The organism is Kribbella sp. VKM Ac-2569 (assembly GCF_004216905.1).
Lineage (GTDB): Bacteria > Actinomycetota > Actinomycetes > Propionibacteriales > Kribbellaceae > Kribbella.
Genome location: NZ_SGXJ01000008.1, coordinates 72313 through 88996 on the forward strand (window position 1 = coordinate 72313; position 16684 = coordinate 88996).

The 16684-nt window shown below is 69.0% G+C and carries 12 protein-coding genes; 4 read left to right on the forward strand and 8 right to left on the reverse strand.

What is annotated here, in order from left to right; genetic code table 11:
• Positions 1-614 precede the first annotated feature (614 nt).
• Genes EV649_RS38465 through EV649_RS38480 form a run of 4 tightly spaced genes read right to left on the reverse strand, consistent with a single transcriptional unit; the run spans position 615 to position 5523 of the window.
• Positions 615-2921: a fibronectin type III domain-containing protein gene (locus tag EV649_RS38465; RefSeq protein WP_130388664.1), complete on the reverse strand. Its 2307-nt coding sequence runs from the start codon at positions 2919-2921 to the stop codon at positions 615-617.
• Between the two features lie 52 nt (positions 2922-2973).
• On the reverse strand, positions 2974-4326 hold the full coding sequence (locus EV649_RS38470) for a serine/threonine-protein kinase (RefSeq protein ID WP_157996393.1): 1353 nt from the start codon (positions 4324-4326) through the stop codon (positions 2974-2976).
• Positions 4327-4339: 13 nt separating this feature from the next.
• The gene (locus EV649_RS38475; RefSeq protein WP_130388666.1) at positions 4340-4912 is read right to left on the reverse strand and encodes a hypothetical protein; all 573 of its coding nucleotides are present in this window, start codon (positions 4910-4912) and stop codon (positions 4340-4342) included.
• Entirely contained in the window at positions 4909-5523 is a 615-nt protein-coding gene (locus EV649_RS38480; protein ID WP_130388667.1) for a hypothetical protein, read from the reverse strand. Before EV649_RS38480 ends, EV649_RS38475 begins: the two co-directional genes overlap by 4 nt.
• A gap of 97 nt (positions 5524-5620) precedes the next feature.
• Between EV649_RS38480 and eccD the strand changes: the two genes are divergently transcribed.
• Complete coding sequence (gene eccD, locus EV649_RS38485) at positions 5621-7003, forward strand: type VII secretion integral membrane protein EccD (protein WP_130388668.1); 1383 nt, start codon at positions 5621-5623, stop codon at positions 7001-7003.
• A 1-nt stretch (position 7004) separates the two neighbouring features.
• Positions 7005-8426: a type VII secretion protein EccB gene (gene eccB / locus EV649_RS38490; RefSeq protein WP_130388669.1), complete on the forward strand. Its 1422-nt coding sequence runs from the start codon at positions 7005-7007 to the stop codon at positions 8424-8426.
• A gap of 95 nt (positions 8427-8521) precedes the next feature.
• Here the strand turns inward: eccB and EV649_RS38495 are convergent, their stop codons facing one another.
• The 3 genes from EV649_RS38495 to eccCa are packed head-to-tail and all read right to left on the reverse strand — an operon-like array spanning position 8522 to position 14471.
• Positions 8522-10114 (reverse strand): hypothetical protein, encoded by a 1593-nt coding sequence (locus EV649_RS38495; protein ID WP_130388670.1) that lies wholly within the window; start codon positions 10112-10114, stop codon positions 8522-8524.
• Positions 10114-10530 carry a hypothetical protein gene (locus EV649_RS38500; RefSeq protein WP_130388671.1) on the reverse strand — a complete coding sequence of 139 codons (417 nt, stop codon included), beginning with the start codon at positions 10528-10530 and terminating at the stop codon, positions 10114-10116. The genes EV649_RS38495 and EV649_RS38500 overlap by 1 nt, the downstream gene beginning before the upstream one ends.
• On the reverse strand, positions 10530-14471 hold the full coding sequence (gene eccCa / locus EV649_RS38505) for a type VII secretion protein EccCa (protein ID WP_130388672.1): 3942 nt from the start codon (positions 14469-14471) through the stop codon (positions 10530-10532). The genes EV649_RS38500 and eccCa overlap by 1 nt, the downstream gene beginning before the upstream one ends.
• Positions 14472-14625: 154 nt before the next feature.
• On the opposite strand from eccCa, the gene EV649_RS38510 reads away from it, so the two are divergent.
• Both EV649_RS38510 and EV649_RS38515 read left to right on the forward strand, forming a co-directional pair.
• Positions 14626-14943 carry a hypothetical protein gene (locus tag EV649_RS38510; protein ID WP_130388673.1) on the forward strand — a complete coding sequence of 106 codons (318 nt, stop codon included), beginning with the start codon at positions 14626-14628 and terminating at the stop codon, positions 14941-14943.
• A gap of 21 nt (positions 14944-14964) precedes the next feature.
• On the forward strand, positions 14965-15267 hold the full coding sequence (locus tag EV649_RS38515; RefSeq protein WP_130388674.1) for a hypothetical protein: 303 nt from the start codon (positions 14965-14967) through the stop codon (positions 15265-15267).
• A gap of 60 nt (positions 15268-15327) precedes the next feature.
• Here EV649_RS38515 and mycP read toward each other — a convergent pair whose 3' ends face one another.
• Positions 15328-16632 (reverse strand): type VII secretion-associated serine protease mycosin, encoded by a 1305-nt coding sequence (gene mycP / locus EV649_RS38520; protein ID WP_241999219.1) that lies wholly within the window; start codon positions 16630-16632, stop codon positions 15328-15330.
• Between the last annotated feature and the right edge of the window lie 52 nt (positions 16633-16684).

Genomic DNA, 16684 nt, shown 5'->3' on the forward strand with positions numbered 1-16684 from the left:
CCGCCCGACCGAGGCACACCTTCCGCAGCAGAGTGGGTCAGGAGAGCCGGGGTTATCCCCTCGCGTGCAGGGTTCTCCCCTCATGTATCAGTAGAGAACCCACAACGCGCGGGGATAACCCCGGCTGTTGTGACTGATGTGTGGGTGGTTGCGGTGGTGCGGTGAGGCGCACGTGCTTTCGGACAGGAGGTTCGGGTGGCTGGGTAGTGCACCTGAGCGTGACTGTGGTCGCGCGCATGGCGTCTCGCCGGTGCTCTACCCGTCAAGCTGACCACCACCCGCAAACCCCTCGCTGCCGTCGGTCCCCAAACCGGTTTGGGGGCCGTTTCGTCCGGGAGTGGGGAGCCGTGCACCCCGGAAACGGCAGGTGATCCTCCTCAAACTGGTTTGGGGAGGATCACAAACCCGGACTGGGGAGCCCTGCCCCCAGGACGCGGTGGTGGAGACGTGCGCCACTGTCGGGGGTGTGGGGATAGGCGGTGGTGGCACCAGGTGCCGACCCACCACTGCCTGTTGCACGACCCCGGATCGGGTGATCACCACCCACCCATCGGACAGGAGAGCGGGATAGCCCTTCGCCGGCCGTGGCGGAGTGGTGGTGGGCGAGCGGTGGGTCAGGTGTCGGATTTCCAGAAGAACTTGTTGGAGGTGTAGGTGCCTTCGGGGCCTTGGACGGTTACCCAGGTGAGTTGGCCTACGGCGCTGCAGGGGAACTGGTCGGGGACGAGGAGTTGGCCCTGGGCGTCGGTCTTGGTGCTGTAGCCGGGGTTGAAGTTGCCCCACTCGGACGTGTACGGCTTGATGCTGTACGTCGTGTTCGGCGTCAGGTTCTCGATCCGGACCTGGACGTACGCGCACTCCGGGTGCTGGCAGTTGTCGCCGTACGTCGTACCGTCGCCCCGCGACGCCACCACCCGCTTGGTGGGTTGCTCCTTGGCGACGGTTGTCGCGCGCAGGCTGCTGTACTTGCCCACCACCTCCTGCCCGTCCGATGCCTTGGTGATCGCGCGTACGAAGAAGTTGGAGTACTTCCCGTCGGTCAGGCCGCTGATCGTCGCGGACGTGGTGGTCGACTTCACCCGGACCGGCGCCGTGCTCGACCCGATCGACACCTCGTACCGCAGGAATGTCCCGTCGCCCATCGTCGGCTGCATCCAGCTGAGTGTCAGCCTCCCGCTGATGCCGTCGTCACCGACCAGGAGTTCGCGCGGTGACTCGGCCGGGTTCCACTTCAGCTCGACCCGGTTCGACTTCACCGCGGGCCCGTTGCCGGCGCTGTTCACCGCGTAGATCGTGAAGTAGTACGCCGTTTTCGTCTTCAAGCTCGGGATCAGTGCCGACCGCGTCGACCCGCTGACCGTCGTCGATCCGCCGGTCCAGCTCAGCTTGTACGCCGTGATTGTGGCGCCATGCGCCGAAGCCGCGCCCCAGGTGACGACCGCGCCGCCGTCGATGATCCGGGCCGCCACGTTCAGTGGGGCACCGGGCCGCCCCGGCTTCGCGGCCGGTGGTTTCGGCGGTGTCGGCGGAGTGGTCTTGCGGGTCGGCGGTGGCGTCTTCGTCTTGCCGGGATCCGGCTTGTCCGGCGTGCGTTCGTTGCCCGGCCGATTCGGCGGAGTGGTCTTCCGCGGCGCCTCCGGCTTGCGAGTAGGCGTGGTCCTCGGGGGTGTGGTGCGAGGAGGCGGCACCGTGGTCTTGGGCTTGGCCGGCGGCGTGATCGTCGGCTTCGCGGTGTTCTTGGGGTTGGGCGTGGTCGTCGGCTTGCCGCCGCCGTCTTTCCCGGTGCCGATATCCACGGACTCGGTCTCGCCGTCGCGGTCGACCACGACGACGCGGTCGCCGATCCCGTTCTCGACGTACACCCGGGAGTCGTCGCCGCGGTACAGGCTCGCCACGGGCTTCTCACGCCCGCCGACCGGCCGGCTCGGGATCTTCGCCTCCGCGACCTTCCGGCCGTCGCGGCCGAGCGTGATCAGGTTGGAGTTCTTCCGGTCCAGCAGCGCGAGCCCGTCGCCGGAGGACGCGACCTTGTCGTAGTTCCCCTTCGGGATCGACGTGCTGATCGGCGCCTCGGGCTTGTCCGGGTGCGAGATGTCGACCAGGTGCAGCCGGTTGTGGGTCCGGTCGACGATCGCCAGTCGGCCGTCGACGTCGTTGCCCGCGACCAGCGCGTCGTCGGGTACGTCGATGTCGCCCAGATCGGGTCCGGCGTCCATCCCGCCGGCGTTCAGCGTGTACACCTGCCGCGCGGTCAGGTCGACGAACACGGCGTTCGAGCCGACCGCGGTCAGCGCGCCCTTGTGTCCCTTGGGAGCCGTTGCGGGACAGGACATCCGGTCCGCCGTCATCGGCAACCGGCACAGGTCGCCCTCGCCGACCTGGTGCACCCACAGCGTCCCGTCCGACGTCACGACCGGATCGCTGAGCGGCCCGCCCGGGAAGGCGATCGTCTCCTTGTCGCCGAACCGCACGACCCGCCCGGACTGCTGGTACACGGCGAACGCCGCACCGGCCGCTTCAAGCCCGACCGGCTGCTCGTTCGTCGCCGGCGGCTGCACCGGGTCCAGAACCGTCAGGTCGGACTTGCCGAACTGGTCGATCCGCGACCGGGACAGCACGTACCCCTGCTTGTCGGTCTGCACGACCTGTGCACCAGGCGAAGCGGTCTTCACCTCGGTGTCCGCGTCCACCTTGCCGGTCGCGCCGTCCAGGTGGAAGATCCGTCCGACCACGCTGTTGTAGACCCAGTGACCGGACTGCGTGAACTTCACGCCGCTGTCCGGGGAGCCGGCGCCGGTCAGCACGACCACGCTCATCAGCGCGACGCAGCCGGCCACCACCGCGGCGAGCGTGGCCTCGGAGCGGCCACGTGTGCGGAGCAGTTCGGTCAACCGCCTGGGGCGGAACGGGATCGGCCTCACTCGGTCAGACTAGGCGATCAAGGTCCAGAACCGGTCCACAGTCCGTCCAGCGTCAGCCACTGCAGGTAGCACCGCGGATGGACCTCGGCGCGCTCTCGAACTTGTCCACGCCGTCGGTGCCCTGCACCAGGAAGCAGTACTTCAGACCGCTGCTGACCTGCACGGTCAGCGAGGTCATCGTGCCCCGGAGCGTCGTCTGGGGCTGCTTGGCGCCCTGCTCCGCGACGATCACGGCGTACGTCAGCTTCCGCGGGTACGACCAGGTCAGGACAACCGAGGTGCCCTTGTCCACAGGCGGATTCAGCTTGATCGTGGCCTGTTTCGGAGGAGTCGTAGTCGGAGTCGGCGTACTGACAGCCGGCGGTGGCGCGGCCACCTGACCCGCCGGGTCGTCGCCGCCCGGCCGGAACACCACCGGTACGACGGCCACCAGCGCGACTGCCGCGCCCGCACCTAGCAACAGCGGTTTCCGAGATTTTCCGGGTACAGGTTTGGCCGGCTTCTGCTTCGCGGGTGCCTTCTTCTTCTTCGGCGCCTCGACGACGGCCAGCGGAACGCTCCGGCCCGCGGCCAGTTCGTCGCGGAAGTCGTCGAAGTCCAGCTCGTCCTCCGGAACCGCCCCCGCACCGGCCAGCAACGCCTCGAACTCGGCGACCACGGCCGCAGCCTCCGGGCGGGCGTCCGGCTCCTTCGCCATCATTCGCTGCAGCAGCGCCGACAACGCCGGCGGCACATCCCGGCCGGTCACCTCCGCGGGCGGTTCCCGCAAGACCCGCAGTACGACGCCGTCCGGCGGCTCACCCGTCCGCGCCGGGAACGGCGGCCGCCCGGTCAGGGCCAGATACAGTACGGCGCCCAGCCCGTAGACGTCGGCCGCCTCGGACAGCTCGCCTTCCCGCAGTACCTCGGGAGCCGTGTACGCCGCGTCGCCCATCAGGTCGCGCGGGAACCGCAGCCGCAGCGCGAGCCCGAAGTCCGACAATGCGGGCTGCCCGCTGGACCGCTCGAGCACGTTGGCCGGCGTTACCCCGCCGTGCACGAGCCCGGCGTCGTGCGCCTCGGCCAGGACCGAGCTGAGGATCTGCCCGAGGACGATGACATCCCCGATCGGCAGCGGTCCGCTCGCGACCAGATCCGGCAACGACTGCGGGCAGAACTCCATCCGCAGCGCGGTCCGCCCGTCGGGCAGGTCGTCCAGCGACTCCACCCGGACGATCGACGGTGCCGACCGCAACCCAGCCAGCTTCGCCTGCTCGACCTCGATGCCGTTGTAGGTCCGCCGATCGAGCGGCTGCGGATAGACCTTCAACGCGACCGTCCGCCCGCCGGGAGGCGCCAGCAGGTACACCGTGGCCACCGGCCCGGTGGCCCGCGGCACCAGCGCATCGGGGGAGATCTCAGCCATCAGGGTCATCTTGTCATCCCGCAACGTCCAGGTACGCGCATCCGCGTGCCACCAGGAACCGCAGGTCGCCGAGGATTTCGGCCAGGGCAGCGTCCGGATCGGGCCGGCCGGACGGCTCCGAGGTCACCGTCGCGCGGACCTCGCAGCTGTGCCACAACGTCGGGGCCACCGAACCCCATTGCCACAACTCGTAGCAGTCCGGGTCGAGGATCGCGGCGGTCCCGAGCCCGGGAATCCCCACCGCATGCCCTTCCAGCCGGTCCGGAGCGTTGCCGAGGCCAACGAACATGATGTCCAGCCGGTGCCGCTGCGCGAACTGCCGTCCTTCCTCGACAACGGCAATCAGTCCCGCGTCGGCGAGCCGCTCGACGTACGCCGCCGGCTCGGCGACTCCGGCCCGCTGAGCGTGTACGACGACATCGTCGACAGTCCAAGCGCCCTTGCCAATCTCCGGCACCGCGTGGGCAAGCACCCAGACCGCGAACGCGTCCGCATCGAGCCGATGCTGACTCCACCCGACCCGGACGACCTGCTCCTGCTCGCGAACGCCGTTGTAATGCCCGATCGGGAAAACCAGCGCAGTCATCGGAGCCTCCGGCGATCGAAGTACGCCGCGCGCACGCACAGCAGACCGTGGATCTGCCCGAGCACACCGGACAGCACCGTCCGCGGATCCGTCTCCGGCGCCCCTGCCTGCTCAGCAACCTTGGTCGCATCATGGCAACCGCTCCACAGCTCCGGCGCGAGCTGCGCCCACATCAGTACGTCGTACACGGCGACCGAGACCTGCGCGACCGGCTGATTCAGGAGCCCGACGGTCTGCATCCACGGCTGGACCGGATCCGGCCCGAGTCCCTGCAGCAGCGGGAAGAGCTGATGCTGACAGGCGAACTCGACCGCGCCGTCCGCAGCCGGATCGACCGCCGCCAGCAAGCCGTCGCGGAGGAACCGTTCGGCGACCTCGGCCACCTGGCCTGCCTCCAGCCCGACGTTGACGGCGCGCTCCGTCAGCGACGACCGCGTCGGCCGGTCCTGGTCGTCGATCCCGTGCGCCAGCAGCCAGACCGCGAACTCGTGGTCCTGCAACTCGGCGACCTCGACGCCCACCCGGACCTGCTGCCGTCGCTCGTCCGCCCCCGAATACACCACTCCCAGGTCGTGCCCTACCGGGATCAGCAGCTCTCGATCAGTCGTCACGAACAGCACGCTAAGGCGACCCGACGTATGCCGGTCCTGGACGGCAGGAAGCTGTCGCGCCCGCTCCCGATCGCCCGATCGCCAAGACAGTTGGGACATGAACATCACAGGTTTGGTCCGGGTGACAGTCGTGGCTCCGCAACGGCGCCTCGACCTGGCCTTACCCGAACAAGCAGCAATAGCCGAAGTCCTTCCCGGTCTCCTGACCAAGTCCGGTGAGCACCTCGCCGACCAGGGCGCACCGGGCGGCGGTTGGGTCCTGCGGCGCAGTGACGGCATGGAGCTGAACCTCGGCCGGACTCTCGGCTCGCACCGGATCCGCGACGGCGAGATCCTGCACCTGGTGTCGCGCGGTCTCGACTGGCCGGAACTGGAGTACGACGACTTGGTCGACGCGGTCGCCTCCGGCGCGGGCAAACTCGGCGTACCGTGGACTGCCCGTCACACCCGGATCGCCGGCCTGACCGGTGCCGCGCTCGCCCTGCTGGTGGTGATGGCCGTCGTCCTCCGCCGCGGTGCGCCTTGGGCCGACGCCGCGAGCTGGCTGCTGCTCACCTCGGCGTTACTGGTCGCCGCAGGGGTCGCGCTGGCCCGCGTGGTCGGAGACTCCGGCGCGGGCGCACTGCTCGGCGGTCTCGGGCTGCCGTTCGCGGCGATCGGAGGCGGCCTGCTGTTCGCCGGTACGTCGACCTGGCCGGCGATCGGTGCACCCCAGATTCTGTCCGCCGGTACGGCGTTGATGCTCGCCGGAGTCGCCTGCTATCTGGGGATCGTGGACAGCGGCTCGTTGTTCGCGGCGGCCACGAGCACCGGCCTGCTCGGCCTCATCGCCGGCTGGATCGGTACGGCGGAGTCGCTCGACGGCCCCGACGTCGCCGCGATCCTCGGCGCTGCGACGTTCGCGTTCTCGCCGCTCCTCGGTCCGCTCGCGCTCCGGCTCGGTCGACTCCCGATGCCGATCCTGCCGCGCACGACCGCCGATCTGGTCCGCGACGATCCACAGCCACCGCGGCGGCACGTGTACGGCGCGGTGGTCCGCGCCGACGGGTTGCTCACCGGCATGCTCACCGGCGTCGCGATCGCGGTCTCGGTGTGCCTGGTGCTGCTGACCACGGACCGCAGTACGCCGGCCACCGTGCTCACCGGACTGCTCACCCTCGGCTGCTTGCTGCGGGCAAGGATCTACCCGGTGGTGAAGCACCGCCTGATGTTGCTCATCACCGCATTGACCGGAATCGCCTGTCTGGTACTCGGTCCGCTGAGCGCATCGGCCGCCGACCCGGTCTCGCTGATCGTGCCGCTGATGGTCATGCTGGCCGCGATCACGATCTTCTGCGGCCTCCGGTACAGCACCAAGCTCCCGAGCCCGTACCTGAGCAGGTACGCCGAGATCCTCGAAGTACTGGTCACGCTGGCGCTGATCCCACTCGCCTGCTCGGTGCTCGGCCTGTACGCCGTGGTCCGGGGCTGGGGAGGCTGACATGGCGACCAGGAAGGACCAGCTGCAGTCGCACCAGTTCTCGGTGCAGCGGATGGTGTCCGCGCTCGTCACCCGGGAGACCGACCCCGAGCAGCCGCCGTTCAAGCGGGCCACCTCCGCGGCGTTCGGCGGGGTCGCGATCATGATCCTCGCGCTGGCCGTCGTGTGGGTGTACGGGATGGTGGTGCCGGGCGGCAACAAGGCCTGGATCAAAGGCGACAGCGTGATCGTCGAGAAGGAGACCGGCACCCGCTTCGTCTATCTCAACGGCCACCTGCACCCGGTCGCTAACTACGTGTCCGCGTTGCTTGCCATCGGCAAACGTGGGCAGACGCTGCGGGTTTCGCAGCGGTCGCTCGCCGGTGTCCCGCGCGGTCCACGGATCGGGATCCAGGACGCGCCGGACGCCCTGCCGCCGGCGTCCAAGCTACTCGGTGGCGGGTGGACGCTGTGCTCCCAACCGTCCCGCGACCAGGCCGGAACCCGGACCAGTGAGTCGGTGCTCATGATCGGACAGCGGCCGGGCGCCGGTACGGCGATGACCGAGGACGCGATGCTCGTCCGGGTGATTGAGACCGGTGCCGAGTACCTCCTCAGCGACGGCTACCGGCATCGGATCGCCAAGAGTGACATCGCCACAGTCGCGGTCGCGTTGCATTCGCAGCCGGTCACCCAGGTGGGCGCTGCGTTCGTGGCGGCGCTCCCCGACGGTCAGCCGATCGCCCCGCTGCGACCGGCAGGAATCGGTACGCCGACAACCGTCGTACCCGGCCGGCCGAAGACGCTGGTGGGCCAGCTCTTCGTCGTACAGACGTCTGCGGGCAGGCAGTACTACCTGGCGACGCAGAAGGCGTTGCTGCCGATCAGTGACGTGCAGTACGACATCCAGCGTGCGTACGCTCCGCTCAAGGCGGCGTACGGCGGCAAGTCGCCGACGGCGATCGAGCTCAACCTGATGTCGGTCAGTGAGGCCCAACTGCCGGCGGTCAGCACCGTGGAAGGTGCGGTGCCGCGCGTCTGGCCGCGCTTCGTCGGCCCGCGGGACGGCATCGGCACCGTCTGCGCCGCGTTCACCCCGGGCCAGTCGCTCCCTGCGATCTTGATCGACCCGGCGATGCCGCTGCCGGATGCGATGACCGCGACCACGAAGCGCACCCCGCGCGACACCGTCCTCGCCGACCGGATCCTGATCGCCCCTGGTACGGCGGCGGTCGTCGAGGCGCGCCCGTCGGATCATGCCCCGGCCGGCACGATCTCGGTGGTCACCGACATGGGACGCTCCTACCCGCTGTCCGACCCCAAGCTGATCCAGACCCTGGGCTACGGCGGAGTTCAGCCGGTCCCGATCCCGGCCGCTCTGATAGCCCGGATCCCCCAAGGCCCCGGCCTCAACCCCACCGCCGCCGTGCAGCCCGTGCCCTAGTACTGCAGCCGCAGTCCAGCTCTGTCGTCTTTGAGCTCCCATCAACCATTTTCGAGTCGCCGAGATGGTTGATGGGTGCTCAAGGATGACCGTGATCAGTTGGCGGGGCGGCGTTCCTGGCGTGTGGCGGGCGGGGCCGACTTCGCGTCGGTGGCCTCCACCTTCCAGAGATCCTCGTCGAGGAGCTGGAGAGTGTTGGCAGCCTCGGTCTTCTCCTTGCGCCTTCGGGTGTTCACCGGTACGGCGGGGAACGCGCCGGGCAGGTCCTTGCCCGCCCTGCCACGCAGCCCAACCGGGACACCCGGTGTGTCGCCCTGCTGCCGATCACGCCGACGGTTCCCCGGCGCGATCACGCCGTTGCCGGGCCGCCCGGCTTTGTTGCTACCGGCACCTGCCGCACCACCCATCGGCGGCATCATCGGCGGCATCCCGCCCGCGCCAGACGCAGCCCCGGCGCCAGTGCCACCGGCGAGCCCGCTCGGGGCAGCCGGCGCACGCCCGCCCGACAGCGGACCCTGCGACGACGCGGGCTCGGCGACTGCGCGCGGCAGTTGGGAGTCGACACCCTTCTGACTGCCTCCGCCACCGGGAACACCCGGCAGACCGCCGCCGACCCCACCGCCAGGAACCTTGCCGACACCGCGTCCGCCGGTGGATCCGCCCGGTACCGCACCCACCGGCAGCGTGCTCATCGGCGGCACAACCGGCGTGTGGGTAGGCGGCACGGTCGCCACGTTCGGCAGCGACCCCTCGAACCGGGGGACCGCCGTCGAGGCCGCAGGCATCCCGGCCAACCCGGCGCCGCCACCGGGCACCCCCGGAATCGATCCCGCACCGGAACCCCCCGACCCACCGGCCCCTTCCATCCCGCCCGCGCCTCCACCGGCACCGGCATCCTGCGCCCCGCCACCTTGGTCGGCCGGCCCCGCCTGTTGGCCACCGGGGTCAGCGGCCGCCGGGTCGGCACCCGTAGGCCCGCCTGGCGAGCTGGGCACAGAGGGTGTGCTGGTCGGGGCCTTCGTCGTGGGCGCTCCGTTCCTGCTGCCGGGACCGTCCCACTTCAGCTTCTGCGCGTCGGAAGTCACGAACGACCCCGCGAGGCTGTACTTCCCCGCGAGCCCGATCATCGCGTCACCTGCCGCCTGCAACGGTTCCCGGGCCTTGCCCGCCCAGTAGGCTTCGTCAACGGAATGGGGAGCGGCACCGTACACCGATGCTGTCCCTTGCAACGAAGGGTTCGCCCCCGCGGCCTTCGCCGCGTTGTACTGCTCCACCACCTTGTTGAGTTCTTCTCTTTTCGTCTCGACGGTTGTGGCCGTCGTCCTGATCTGCCCCGCGAGGGCGTTGAGCACACCCTGCACCGGAGCCATGGCGTCGTACGACGTCGAGAGTGATGCTTCGGTGATTGTCCGTGCAGCCACGAAGTCCTTGGAGTCCTCGCTGCGCCAGTCCTGCAGCAGGGTCTCGGTGACCGAGTGGAGCTGCAGATGTGCGGAGTTGACGGCATCCGCGGACGAGTTCCACATGATTCCCGCTGTCTCCAGCGGAGTGCTGAGTTGCGCGTCCGTCTGCATCATCGTGGAGAGCGTCGTCATCAGATCGACGCACGCCTGGACCGTCTGCGCACCACCGATCTGGCTGGTCACGGTGCTGATGGACGAAGCGCCTCCGCCTTCTGCGTCAGCCATCAGTGGCCTCCTTCCGGGGCGGGATTGGGACGTGGGTGGTCGAGTTGGTAGATGACCGCGTGACCGGGGTCGAACACCTGGTTCGGCCGGACGTTGCCTTCCAGCGGTTTCAGGAGCTTGGTCAGACGGGCCTTGGTCACCTCGACGTTCCGGTCCAGCGCGCCGCCGATCTCGGTGATCGCGGACTGGTAGCCCTGCAGGCCGTCAGCGGTGTTCGACATGTACTGAACGAGCGTGTTGCGGGCATCTCGTTCGGTCTTCATGAAGGCGACGCTCTCGGCCGTTCCGCCTCCGGCGGCCGGCGATGCCGAGTTGTTTCCGGCCTCCCGCATCTTCGCCGAGAAGTCGTCCGTCACGCTGGCCAGGCCGCTGCCGGCTATCTGGAATGCTTCTGTTCTGGCGTCTAGGTCCGCCATCAGTCCTCCTTGGTCGGTGAGTTGGTCAGTTGGATCAGTTGGTTGGTGCCTTGACGGGTGATCAGCCAGCCGCGGCCGGGTGGCATCGGCTGGGCTCGGAGACCGCCGAGGAGGGGACCCTCCTCGCGGCTGCCGGACATCAGCAGGCCTGGCGAGCCCACGTCTCGCATCCGGGCCAGAACGGGCTCGAACAGCCCGCGCATGGCGCCGCCGGTCCGGCGGGCCACGTAGATCCGCAGACCGAGGTCGGCGGCTTGCGGGATGAACGGCAACAGCGGCATCAGCGGATGGTTCTCCGCGGAGGCCACAAGGTCGTAGTCGTCGATCAGGACGAACAGCTCGGGCCCTTCCCACCAGCTCCGTTCACGCAGCTGTTCGGCAGTGATCTCGGGACCAGGCAGCCGTTCCTGCAGGACGTTGGCCAGGCCGTTGATGAGCTCGGCCGTGACCGCGTGGTTGGCGCCGTAGCCCAGCAGGTGCTCACTCTCGACATCACCCAACAGGCTGCGCCGGTGATCGACGACCAGCAGTCGTGCCTGCTCCGGCGTGTAGGTCTCCCGGATCCGATGCGCCATCGTCCGCAGGAAGCCCGACTTCCCGGCACCGGTATCGCCCAGGAGAATGAACGTCGGGTCGGCGTTCGGGTTGAGCAGCACCGCCTCCAGGCTGCGCTCCGCGACGCCGACAGCCAACCCGTGCTCGCGGGAGCTGGCGCCGTCGTTGGTCACGTACGGCACGTCACCGGGCAGCAGCTTGACCTCCGGCGCCGGCTTGCCCGGCCAGGCTTCCTTGACGGCGGCAACGAGTTCATTCAGGCCGACGGAGACCCGGTCCTCGCTGTCGGTGAGTCGCGGTGCTGCGATCAGGAAGTGGTGCTTGTTCGTCGTGACACCGCGCCCGGGTGCATGTTCCGGGACGAGCGCCGCCGTTCGGCGGTCGATCAGAGAGTCGATCGGGTCGCCCAGCCGCAGTTCGAGTTTCGTACCGCACAGGTCGCGGATGTTGGTCCGCAGATCGAACCAGCGCGCGACGCTGATGATCAGGTGCACGCCGTACGCGAGACCGCGGGTGGCCAGGTCGCCGAGCGCCTGCTCGAGGTCCTCGAAGTCGTTGCGGATCGTCTGCCATCCGTCGATCACCAGGAAGACGTCGCCGTACGGCGAATCGCCCGCCTCGCCCCGCCGACGCCGTTCGCGGTACGTCGCCATGCTGTCGATACCGTCCTGCGCGAAGCGTTTCTCCCGCTCGGCGATGATCCCGAGCAACTCGATGACGGTTCGGCGTACGGCGTTGGTGTCCTGCCGACCCGCGGTCGTTCCGATGTGCGGCAGGTCGCGCAGGCTGGACAGCACGCCACCGCCGAAGTCGAGGCAGTAGAACTGCACTTCCTCGGGCGTGTGGGTCAGGGCGAGGCCCGTGATGATGCCGGCCAGCGCGGTGCTCTTGCCGGTGTGCGGGGCACCCGCGACCGCGACGTGACCGGCTCCGCCCGACAGGTCCAGCAGCAACGGGTCGCGGCGCTGGTCGAGCGGCCGGTCGACGACGCCGGCGACCGTCTGCAGCCGGCCCGTGACGAACGAGTTTCCGGGATCCTGGGCGAGCTGCGAGATCACCTCGCCCAGCGCCGGCGGCCTGTCCAGCGGAGGCAGCCAGATCTGGCGGGCCGGCGTACCCCGGCCTTCCAGACGATCGACGAGGATCTCCAGCAGCGTGTCGCCACCGGACTCGTCGAAGACACCGTCCGGATCGTCGTCCTCCTCGACTTCTTCGGTGATCGCCGGGGCGACGTACCGGCTGGAGTAGTCGAGCAGTTCGACCGTGTTGTCCTGCAGCGGCACGCTGTCCGCGGTAGGCCGCCGGTGGATTCCGGACACGTACGCCGAGCGGAACCGGTCCATCTGTTCGGTGCCGACCTTCAGGAAGCCGTGGCCCGGGGCACGCGGCAGCTTGAATGCGTCGCTGACGTTCAGCACGGTCCGGCTGTCGATCTCGGAGAAGGTCCGCAGACCGATCCGGAACGACAGGTGTGTCTCCAGCCCGCGCAGTCTGCCTTCCTCCAGCCGCTGGCTCGCCAGCAGCAGATGTACGCCGAGCGATCTGCCGACGCGTCCGATCTGGACGAACATGTCGATGAAGTCGGGACGGGCGGTCAGCAACTCGGAGAACTCGTCGCAGATCACCAGCAGGGTCGGAACCTCCTCGAGCGGTGCTCCGGCCGTGCGCGCCTTCTCGTAGTCGCGCAACGACGCGAAGTTGCCTGCGGCCCGGAGCAGCTCCTGACGGCGGAGCAGCTCACCGTTGATCGCATCGCTCATCCGGTCGACCAGATGAAGTTCCTCGGCCAGGTTGGTGATCACCGCGCTGGTGTGCGGCAGTGCGTCGAGCCTGGTGAAGGTCGCACCGCCCTTGAAGTCGACGAGTGCGAAGTTCAGGGATCGCGGCGGGTGCGTGATGGCGAGCGCCAGTACCAGGGTCCGAAGGAGCTCGCTCTTGCCCGAACCGGTCGCACCGATCAACAACCCGTGTGGCCCCATGCCCTCCTGGGCCGACTCCTTCAGGTCGAGTTCGATCGGCTGCCCGTCGGCACGCAGACCGAATCGGACCCGGAGCCGCTCCCGCATCGGCCGTGGCAGCCAAGTGTCGTCGGGATCGAAGTCGAACGGATCACCCAGATCGAGCAGTTCGGCCAGGCCGAGGTCGGCGCTCAGTGGCTGGTCGCCCTGCGAGCCCGCGGTCAGCCGCAGTGGGGCCAACTGCCGGGCAAGCCCTTCCACAGCGGCGATGTCGAGGCTGTCGGCCTGGCCGAGATGCTCCTCGCCCTCCATGGTCTCGGCCGCAATGGCGCCGTCGGTGGCGATGTCGAGGCTGATCGCTGTCGAGTCGATCGCTCGCGGTGGCGGCACCGTCAGGTCGAGCACCGTCACGCCTTCCAGCCCAGGGCCGACGAGCAGGTGGTCGGATCCGTCGATGTCGCCACCGGCCACGACCACCACCAGGTGTGGGCCGGTGACCCGTCCGGCGACGTCCGGATCGAACCGCGGACGATTGCTCACGACGTCGTCCAGCATCGCCTCGAGCGCGGTGATCGATCCTGCGATCAGCCGGAGCGATCCGAGCGCATCGCTGCGTTCCGGATGCAGGGTGTGCGGCAGCCACTTGGCCCACTCCCAGTCCTCGAGATCCTCCGCAGCGGCACAGATCGCGATCCGCAGGTTGTCCGGCGCCTGCAGCGTCACCAGTTGCGCGATCATCGCGCGGACCATCGCCCGGGACCGTTCCCGATCACCTGGCAGATAGATCCGGCTGAAACCCGTGATCGCGATGGCGAGCGGCAGCCCCGGCACCGTCGAGTACGTCGCCACGAACCGTCTCAGGGCCAGCGCGGACAGGGGTTCGAGGCGCTCGAGCGGCTGGGTGTCCGGCGGGATCACTGTGGTGGCGGGATTCTGCGAACCGACGCCGATCCGGGTGGCGCCGAAGTCCACGTCGTCCTGACGGCGTTCCCACAGCCGGTAACTGCCGGCCAGCGCCCAGAGCGACTCCGGTTCCGGATGCAGGTAGCCGAGGGCTTCCCGCTGCTGTTCGATCGACCTGCTGAGGCGCATCCGCTGCTGGGCCAGGTGCCGCAGGTACGTCCGCCGGGCCTGGCTCATCTCGGCCTTGCCGCCACCGGTGCGGGAGAAGAACGCCATCACGATCATGCCCAGCATCGCCAGGCCGAAGAGCCCGAAGATCACGTAGCGCAGGCTGCTGCCGATGCTCCCGGAGAACATCAGCATCATCGCGCCCATCATCGCGACCATTGGCAGCACCATCAACATCTGCATCCATTGCCGGCCGCCCGGTTCCGGCACCTCGGGCGGTGCCTCGAGCAACAGTTCACCGCTCGGGAGCTCCGGGGCGAGCCGCCGCATCGGACGCCGGACCAACATGGTCGCCATCGTCGAACCCCTTCCGTGAGGTCTGTCCACGAGGATCCTCACGCGTACGGACCGGTGCGTGGACGTGGATGGCAGGAACGTGCCGCCAAGACCTCCCGGTGTCGTGCGCTCCTTAGCTTTTGAGCGGAAGCACCTGACAAGAAAGGAGACAGTCATGGCCGGAGCCTTCATTCAGGGACTCACGCCCGAGATGGCCCACCACGCCAACCAGACTGCGGCGTACGCCGAAACACTGGGGGACAACGTCCGCCGGTCGCAGGCGAACACCATGGATCTGGGCGGGTCGATGCGCGGCGAGGCGTACCAGACCAACGTGGCGGGGCACGAGAACTGGAGCCAGTCCGCAAGCCTGAAGGGCCAGAACCAGGCCGGCGTGCAGTCCGACGGAATGATGCAGATCACGAACATCTACGACCAGATGAGCGCGGGCAACGTGCACTCGTTCGGCACGGTCAACATGCCCACGGCCTGATCGGACAGAGAGGAGACACCGATGGCTGAGATCTTCCAGCAGTTCGGCGGCATGATGGACGCTGCCCAGGGATACCGGAACCTCGGTCAGGAGCGGATGACCGCCGCTCAGGACCAGGCGAGCGCTGCCAACGCACTCGCGTCCGGCGCGTGGTGCAGCGAGGACTACACCGACTATTTCGCCAACGTCCAGCTGCAGACCAACGAGACCCACGCACACGGCACGGACGCCGTGCAGCGAGGCACGGTGATGGACCAGGTCGTGGCCGACGGCCAGTCCACTCTGGCGACCTGCCGCGGTATCGCGGGCAGCCTGCGGGTCTGACCGCGTAGCCAGCAGATGGGTCCCGGCCGGAGAATCGGCCGGGACTCATCTGTTGCGGGCTCAGGCGTCGCGGTCCGAACGGGTGAAGAGGAACTCCGGTGGCAGATCCGCCTGTTCGCCGCTGGCGTTGTGGGCAATCGCCGATCGACCCACGGCCCAACGGCGGCGGTGCCCCGCTGTCATCAACCACGACAGCAGCACGACGACCGCCATTCCACCGGCGGCCAGTACGGCGGTGATCCGCGCCCGTGATCCGCGCGACTGCCACCAGGCCGCGAGCGCGAGCGCATGCTCGTCGGGTGGCGGAACGTGGGCCGCAGGCAACTTCTTCGCCGCGCCGACGGCGAGCCCTTCCGTGACGGCTCGATACGGATCGACGATGCCGGCGCCGTACTCCTGGCTGCCACTCCCGCCGCGGGCCGGGTCAGCAGTGGCCATCAATCGTTGGGCGACCTGTGCGGCGGTCAGCTTGGGCCACGCGGCCCTCACCAGAGCCGCCGTACCGGCGACGAACGGCGCGGCGAAGCTCGTGCCGTCCTCGTAGGCTTGCCCGGCGACGCGGGTCGGCGCCAGTACCGAACCGCCCGGTGCGACTAGGTCGACGTACGGACCGACCTGGGACGCGCTCACCCGTGCCCCGGCGTTGTCGATCGCGCCGACGCCGATCACCCCCGGATAGGACGCGGGGTAGGACGGGAGTTTCCCGCTGTCGGAGCCTTGCCCGTTGCCGACCGCCGCGACTACGACGACGTCGTGGGCGACCGCGTAGGCGATCGCCTGGCGGACCGGTCGTTCGTCGCGGAAACCGGCCAGCGAGAGGTTGATCACCCGGGCCCGGGCGTCGACGGCGTACTTGATGCCCTTGGCAAGGATATTCGGATTGATCTCTTCGGTGTTGCCGGAGTTGTCCGTCTCCCGCTCGCTGACCCGCACCGGCAGGATCCTGGCCCCAGGGGCAACGCCCGCGAAGCCGACCCCCGGCCGGCCGTCGGCGGCGATGATGCCGGCAACCCCGGTCCCGTGCGAGATGCAGTCGTAGTTGCCCGGCAGCTTGCCCTTCAGATAGAAGTCGCGGCCGGGAAGGATCTTGCCGGGGCGGTGCAGTTGCGGATGGTCCGCGTCGACACCCGAGTCGATCACGGCGACCGTGACCCCGCTGCCGGTGCTGAACGGCCAAGCGCGCTGCGGCATCAGGAGCTGTTGCGCCCACGGCAGTGCCTTCTGCACCGGATGGGCCGGTTCGGCGTTGCGGCATGCGCCCTTCGGAGGCGCGGCGTCCGCCGGTACGGCGGCCACGGCGGGCCCGATGGCCAGTGCACCGGCCACCGCGGCGGCCCCGAATCGATTCTTCGCGTGGGATCTCACCTCCTGAGCGTCGGAGATCCCCGTCGGGCGTAGTCCCGGGTGGCCGGAAGAG

Coding starts and splice junctions, on each gene's coding strand:
- EV649_RS38470 (WP_157996393.1), bottom strand. CDS start 4,326: ATGGCTGAGATCTCCCCCGATGCGCTGGTGCCGCGGGCCACCGGGCCG.
- eccCa (WP_130388672.1), bottom strand. CDS start 14,471: ATGGCGACCATGTTGGTCCGGCGTCCGATGCGGCGGCTCGCCCCGGAG.
- eccD (WP_130388668.1), top strand. CDS start 5,621: ATGAACATCACAGGTTTGGTCCGGGTGACAGTCGTGGCTCCGCAACGG.
- EV649_RS38475 (WP_130388666.1), bottom strand. CDS start 4,912: ATGACTGCGCTGGTTTTCCCGATCGGGCATTACAACGGCGTTCGCGAG.
- EV649_RS38495 (WP_130388670.1), bottom strand. CDS start 10,114: ATGGCTGACGCAGAAGGCGGAGGCGCTTCGTCCATCAGCACCGTGACC.
- eccB (WP_130388669.1), top strand. CDS start 7,005: ATGGCGACCAGGAAGGACCAGCTGCAGTCGCACCAGTTCTCGGTGCAG.
- EV649_RS38510 (WP_130388673.1), top strand. CDS start 14,626: ATGGCCGGAGCCTTCATTCAGGGACTCACGCCCGAGATGGCCCACCAC.
- EV649_RS38515 (WP_130388674.1), top strand. CDS start 14,965: ATGGCTGAGATCTTCCAGCAGTTCGGCGGCATGATGGACGCTGCCCAG.
- EV649_RS38500 (WP_130388671.1), bottom strand. CDS start 10,530: ATGGCGGACCTAGACGCCAGAACAGAAGCATTCCAGATAGCCGGCAGC.